Source organism: Pantoea sp. X-Soil-OKNW-556 (assembly GCF_059730695.1).
The window spans coordinates 265446-271963 of sequence record NZ_AP035994.1; the positions used below are offsets into that span (position 1 = coordinate 265446).

The following is a 6518-nucleotide window of genomic DNA, read 5'->3' on the forward strand; positions in this document are numbered from 1 at the left end:
CCCTTTCAATAACTTGTCATATATAACTCTTCTCGCAACAGGAACGTCATCGTGCGCGTATCCTGCTGATACATAAAAACCATAAGGGAAGGTCATGGACAGAAACACGGTAGTCACGTTATTGAAGTATAAGAAGTGGGCTGATGCGGCCACCCTGAAGTCGATAATCTCTCTCAACGCTTCTGCTGACAGCCAGAAGCGCCATCTGATGCTAAGGTTGATGAACCACATCTACGTGGTCGATATGATTTTTCGCGCCAATATCACCGGCCAGTCACATGGATATACCGCGCTGAATACGCCTGAGACACCATCATGTGACGAACTGGCAGCCAATATGAACGCCTGTACTGACTGGTATATTGAACATATCAGTGCGATGAACGACGCAGATTTTGCCGAGACCATTAACTTCAGATTTGTTGACGGCGGTGACGGCGAAATGAAGGCCATCGATATGATTAACCACGTCCTTTTCCACGGTACCTATCACCGTGGAGCAGTGGGCTGGCTGATATCAGAATGCGGTGGCGTTCCTCCGAAGGATGTCATGACGGTATTTCTACGGGATCATAACCACTGATCACTGAAGGGAGAGTCAAAACAATGCAGAGCCTTAAAATTGTTCCCCGACTGCTCCCTGAAGTGCGTTCCGGGAAGAAGCGCCACACCATCCGCTGGCAGGAACGTGAAATCACGTCTGGCCCGATGTTATATGTGAATGCCGAGGATGTTTCTGACATGGTCATTGTCTGGGTGACGCATGTGGAGACCATGCCACTCTTCTCCGTGGCACAGCATCTTGGCAAAATCCAGGCGTGGCCAGACGATGTGTTACTGGCTGGTATGCGTGAGCACTATCCGGGGATTGAGATGGACTCCATAGTGTCGGTCATCCATCATCTTCCCCCCGCATCAGACTGAATGAGTAATCAGCTCAACAACCTCGAATTCCTGGAAGACCAGTTCCATCGTGGCTGAGAATGTCCCTTCGCGTTCGAAGAAACGTTGATGTTCTGTTTGCCAGTATGCAAGACTCAGGTCTCCCTCGCCCTCTTTTGCTGCCAGTTCTGCGCTGACATCTTCAAAACGGAGCAGATGGACGGCGGTAACGCGTATGACACAAACGGCATGCCCCTGACTATCCTCCACCAGGGCATAGGCACCGATTACCGGAAAGCATTCATCTTCTGCACATCCAGCCATTGACCCACAGGTGGCGGTTTTTTTTCCACTCGCCACCAATGCCGCCAGCTCATCCATCATCTCCGGAGAATCGCCAAACGACCACGCTGTGACCGCCGGATACTTTGCTTTGACTTGTTCAGACGCCATCATAATTTCGTCCATTCTTCCCTGGTAATACGAAACATCAGACTGGGGGCGAAACCTTCTGGATCCATCACTTTCTCCAGAAATGTCATGCCGACCTTTTCCAACACCCGACGTGACGCCAGATGATTCTCGCGAACCACTCCCACAATATCCGTTAGCCCGACTTCCTCAAACCCATACTGAATGGCGCGCAGGGAAAGCTCCGTTGCATAACCTTTCCCCCAGGCATCAGGCTCAAATCGATACCCCAGATTGTTGGTATTACTTCCATTAAATTGACTGGCAAACACACCACCAAATCCAATGACTCTGTCAGGATTCGATTTTGCGAAAATGGTCCAGTCACCAAAACCATATTGCTGATATTCAAGCAGGGTACGCTCCAGCACAGCGCGCGCATATTCAATATTCGGATACGGACCACGAGGATTAAATCTATGCGTTTCGGGGTCACCATAAATACGGAACAAATCGCCTACATCGTCAGGAGTCGACCTTCTGTATAACAACCTTTCTGATTCCCATTGCATCCTTGTTATCCCTGTACATTTTAAATGTTGTCCACAATCACGGTGCATATCTGACTCAAAACCCTGTGGATAAAACTGACCGGCTCGCTTGTCATGACGCTCAGAGATATGACGGTTACTTACTGACCACCAGGTTTAGTACCATAACGCGTCACCAGACAGGTCGCAGATGTTTCCTTAATATCGGGTCCAAACATTGCGAACAGCCGTAAGTGTCTGAACCATTCTCCTCAGGTAAACGCAATGCATGACAGCAGGGCGGCGTGGTAATTGCTTTGAGCGACAGGATGCGACAGCGAGTTGAGGTAGCATATCTGAATTGCAGTGATGAAAAGAGAAAAATAGATTCTAACATCATCAGTTGATTTGATATGCCCTCAAAATCTGACGGGTGGTAACGCGCAAAATTGGCACGGCGGATTCAGTCTTAAAACATCCACGGACATCCCGTGTCGGGTGTTTCCTTCACGTTTCATTGAACGAATGCAGGGAATTTCAATTTGAAATTTTCCGATATAATCGATATTAAACAATAAGTTATGCTTAATTTTCTGTAGGGTAATTTTACCCTGTCCAAGGACACATCAATACGTTTGCCGAGAAGTAATTAGAACATAGGAGATACTGCCAGGATAGGACAGCGTCAACGCAGTGACTCTGGTCATTCCATTTCATCCAGATGAGAAAGGATAGCGTAAATTGCCAATATTGGCTCTTTTCCCGGATTTGACAACGTTTGATGAATATAGGTACTGAGGACATGGCAGACACCTTTCAATATTGTGTACCCATCCAAATCGACCTGGTTTTCAGATCGATGTTCCACATAACGTAGCTGTATCATCATATTCCCAGCCTTTCATGCAGCCGCTCAAGCTTGCCCTGCGTCTGCGGATGACCGGGCCGTGAATGGTCATCAAGCAGGTCAGCAGATGGCTGTATCCTCCGTTCCAGGCAAAATGCCCCTTGAAGTCCTTCTGCCACAGTTGATCCAGCGCGTCGTGATCGAAGCGGCCCACGACAACTGCCGGGGCAGTAGCGGCAGACAACGGATAATGGCGGCTGACTATGTCGTCAGGTGTTATGCCTCAGTTGTATGTATCAACCATGCTCCAGGTACGTACTATGAAGAGGGGAGGGGGAAAGAATTATCCGTCTGTATAAAGCAGATTATTCAATCAGTTAATGAGTCATGGCAAATGCATGTAAATTTAATGACGCCGCTACGTCATTTCTGAGAATGTTTCGGGGTCTTTCCTGCCGAATTTTCACGTAACGACGTCATTTTAAAGAACCAAAAACCTTACGATTTTGTTCTTCTCTCATCCTGTCGCTACTGAAATTCGTGTTTCAAGGTTTTCGCAATCAGCTCCAGCATAATTTTCCTGTTTGCTTAAAAGCGACTTAGTATGTACATGACGGCTGCGCTTTCCAGGATAACAAAGAGGTGAAAGGGAGTGAGCAGGGGTGATGACAGAATGTTACTCATTGAGATACGGCAATTTATGTCACTGACCGGATACCAAAGCCAGATCATCATTGGTTACCCCAACTCTCAAGCTCTTTTTTACCGATTAAATGGGAATTTCAAATTGAAATTTTTTAAATTTAATGAATTAAATCATATAGTTAATTATATAGTTATGTTGGGATATGATTGTTATGGGTTGTTTATTGATGAGTCGAGTGTGTTACGCGGTATCAGTAAGCCTGCTATAGCCTTTGGCATTACCGGGAATCCACCTCCTCTGTCTTGCTGAAATCCATTCCGACTTATTCACGTTATTCACAGGGTAGATCCAATAATCTGATCTTAATACGATCTTATATCGATCCTATAAAAGCCAAAACGATCCCCGGATCGCTACAGGCCTTGGTATCTCTGGGTTACGTTAAGGTCTGGGTTATCAGTCATATGCAAAAGGTTTCCGCCTGTATGCAAAAGGTTTCTGGTCATATGCAAAGGGTTATCTGTCAGGTGCACTTTGATTTCCGCTTATATGCTGGTAAGGTTATCGGTCATATGCGGTGGCAAATTTAACTGTTGATAAATGGATCCTGTTTATGGCTAAGAAAGTCAATGACTTAGATAGCATGACCGAGGAAGTTAATAAGAAAACGGGCGAAGTTGTCCACTTAAATCCTTCGGCAACTGCAACGGTGCAGCCTGTAGCTCTGATGCGGCTGGGGCTTTTCGTGCCAAATACGGATCACGCGAAGGCTAAGAGCTCCGTCAATACGGTTAAGTCCACCGTGGATGCTACCGAGGATCTTTACCATCTGGAAGTCGTAAAGCGGGAAGGGTATAAAGATATCTCTATCCGCTCTGAACGCCTTGATATGGCGACAGATTTCCGTGTCTGGCTGGGGATCATTCGTTCGATCTACGATAACGGCACCTTTGCCGGTAAGTTAAAACTCCCTTTCACCAAGTTTTTACAGAACTGTGGGTTCGACTCAAAACGTTCAAACAAAGACATGAAGAAGCGTATCGATGACTCATTGATGCGCCTGCGTGGTGTGACAATTCAGTTCCGTAATGACACAGGTTCTCTGACTACCGGCCTGGTCAATAGCGCGCATTACAACATGGTGAAGAACGAAGTCGAAATTGAGGGAGATCATCGGCTGGCTGACCTCTATCAGATGGATTACAAAGTTTATCTGCGTCTCAAGGCTATCGATCATTTGCCCCGTAAAGAGTCTGCACAGGCCCTCTACACGTTTATTGAAAGCCTTCCCAGAAATCCGGCCCCGGTCTCAATGAAACGCCTGAGAGAGCGTCTGAGGCTGAAATCGCGCATTGCTTACCAAAATCACATTGTGCGTAAGGCGCTGGAGGAGCTCAAAGAGATCAATTATCTCGAATACACCGAAACCAAGCGGGGCAGGTCGGTCTATTTCAACATTACCAAGCGAAATCCAAATCTTATCCCGGATAAGTCGTTGAAACTCGACAGGAGCACGGAGGATGAACCTCAGGTCGTTGATGAGGCGATGATCGCCAAAATCAGTAAGCTGAAAGATTCCGGCTTTAGCGAGGAAGAGATAGCCAAGATCCTGATCAGTCTCGATTCCCGGTGAGTGGCATCTCAGTGATAACTTTGCCAGCATACCACGGCTAACCTTTCTAATTTCATCAGCTCATTCAGCCAGTTATGGATGAGCTGATTGCGTTCCTCTGGTGCAAACCATCGCTTTCACACTGCGGTTATCTGCAAACATAACCGCAAAACAGCATACAACCGATAACCTTTCCGTTTAATCAACCCTGATAAGCATACGACCGATAACTTTTAAACCCCCATATGCTTCATCAATACAATATCTGCGCACGACAGCCAACCTTCCAGTTATGAAACCCTGAAAAATAAACCTAATATTCTGATATTTAATGGAAAAACGAGCATAACACGTTGCCACAATGCATCAATAAGTGCGGTATCTTCAGCATACGACAGATAACCTTTTAGCATACGACTGAAAACCTTTTATGCATCATATGGCAAAAAACAGGAAGTTAATGCATTTGCGTCATTCCGAGTGACTGGCATATGACGGGAAACTTTTTGCATACGACAGATAACCTTTTAACCCGGCAAATACCCTGTCTGCGTACATTGTGTTTAAACTTCAAACGGCCAGAGAATCCTCGACGTGTTTAGAGCATATGACGGGAAACCTTTTGCATATAACGGCCAACCCTAATTGATCTGAAAAGGGCCGTAAACGATCTTCATACGACCGCCAATACTGCTGATTTCTGGCATATGACAGATAACTTTTTGCATACGACTGGAAACCTTGAAAGATCGAAAGTGGGTGAGTTCACTGATAAATAAGAAGAAGTCATTTTGCATATGACTGATAACCTTTCGCTCCATCCTGATGAGTGATCCACGTCACATTTTTCCAGATCGCTGAATTATCAAAGGGTAGAAGCGTATGAATGCCAATTTTCAGCATACGACTGGAAACCTTTGAGCAAACACTGCGGTGTAGCTTTAAAAGATCGCAGCCTGGATCCGATATGTGATCCTGTCACGTTGAACATTTTGGCATATGACCGATAACCTTTTTGGGGGATACCCAGAAGACCCAGCCGTAGAATATTAATGTATCCATATGAATTTTATATATTTCCAATAAAGATTAGCTCATATTTTCTTCATTTTAATCCGTCTGACCGTGTTTCACTGAACCTCTACGGAGCATATAACTGGAAACCAATGCGCAAATATTAATCAGCAATGTGACAGGATCACAAATTGATTCTTGTGACACGGCATAGTTGAGAACAGAACCCTCTATTTAACGCACACCTCTTGTTCAGGAGATGTACTGGCATTGTCGGCGCGTACAACTTTTTTCTGAAAAACGAAAAATGTTGCACGTAGCAAAATGCCATGTACACTTAGGAAAAATTTTGCCAATGGAGTAATGGTATGAAAAGTAACTATGGTGGCGTGGACGAAACTGCCCGCAGGGCGAACGCTATGCTGCGCAGTATGAGTGACGACATCATCGATAAACGTCATGAATTTGGACTTGACCGTTACTATCAAACCTTTACCCGAAATTCAGTTGCAAACATGCCGAAACTCAGCCGTCGTGCCGTTGAGCAGGCCATTGATGAAATGGAAGCCGCCGGTC

6 protein-coding genes and 1 pseudogene are annotated in these 6518 nt (G+C 45.7%); 4 read left to right on the top strand and 3 right to left on the bottom strand.

Translation table 11 applies throughout. The features are described 5' to 3' along the window. Positions 1-94: 94 nt before the first annotated feature. Complete coding sequence (locus tag AC6I8T_RS27710) at positions 95-583, top strand: DinB family protein (protein WP_497834931.1); 489 nt, start codon at positions 95-97, stop codon at positions 581-583. Positions 584-606: 23 nt separating this feature from the next. After that, entirely contained in the window at positions 607-924 is a 318-nt protein-coding gene (locus tag AC6I8T_RS27715) for an ASCH domain-containing protein (RefSeq protein ID WP_497834932.1), read from the top strand. Here the strand turns inward: AC6I8T_RS27715 and AC6I8T_RS27720 are convergent. From AC6I8T_RS27720 to AC6I8T_RS27730, 3 genes are all read right to left on the bottom strand, one after another. Next, on the bottom strand, positions 916-1338 hold the full coding sequence (locus AC6I8T_RS27720; RefSeq protein WP_208727279.1) for an ASCH domain-containing protein: 423 nt from the start codon (positions 1336-1338) through the stop codon (positions 916-918). The two genes, AC6I8T_RS27715 and AC6I8T_RS27720, sit on opposite strands and share 9 nt — an antisense overlap. Then, entirely contained in the window at positions 1335-1865 is a 531-nt protein-coding gene (locus AC6I8T_RS27725) for a GNAT family N-acetyltransferase (protein ID WP_208727278.1), read from the bottom strand. The genes AC6I8T_RS27720 and AC6I8T_RS27725 overlap by 4 nt, the downstream gene beginning before the upstream one ends. An 809-nt stretch (positions 1866-2674) precedes the next feature. Then, a complete protein-coding gene (locus AC6I8T_RS27730; RefSeq protein WP_497834933.1) occupies positions 2675-2884 on the bottom strand; it encodes a hypothetical protein in 210 nt (69 codons plus the stop codon). A gap of 1045 nt (positions 2885-3929) precedes the next feature. Between AC6I8T_RS27730 and AC6I8T_RS27735 the strand changes: the two genes are divergently transcribed. Together AC6I8T_RS27735 and AC6I8T_RS27740 are read left to right on the top strand one after the other, a co-directional pair. Next, positions 3930-4949: a RepB family plasmid replication initiator protein gene (locus AC6I8T_RS27735; RefSeq protein ID WP_208727276.1), complete on the top strand. Its 1020-nt coding sequence runs from the start codon at positions 3930-3932 to the stop codon at positions 4947-4949. Positions 4950-6310: 1361 nt separating this feature from the next. Then, a pseudogene (locus AC6I8T_RS27740) lies at positions 6311-6518 on the top strand (AAA family ATPase); the annotation flags it as partial.

What these genes read in the sequence shown, in the direction of transcription:
- AC6I8T_RS27725 (WP_208727278.1), bottom strand. Translation starts at nt 1,865, where the DNA reads ATGCAATGGGAATCAGAAAGGTTGTTATACAGAAGGTCGACTCCTGAC.
- AC6I8T_RS27710 (WP_497834931.1), top strand. Translation starts at nt 95, where the DNA reads ATGGACAGAAACACGGTAGTCACGTTATTGAAGTATAAGAAGTGGGCT.
- AC6I8T_RS27735 (WP_208727276.1), top strand. Translation starts at nt 3,930, where the DNA reads ATGGCTAAGAAAGTCAATGACTTAGATAGCATGACCGAGGAAGTTAAT.
- AC6I8T_RS27715 (WP_497834932.1), top strand. Translation starts at nt 607, where the DNA reads ATGCAGAGCCTTAAAATTGTTCCCCGACTGCTCCCTGAAGTGCGTTCC.
- AC6I8T_RS27720 (WP_208727279.1), bottom strand. Translation starts at nt 1,338, where the DNA reads ATGATGGCGTCTGAACAAGTCAAAGCAAAGTATCCGGCGGTCACAGCG.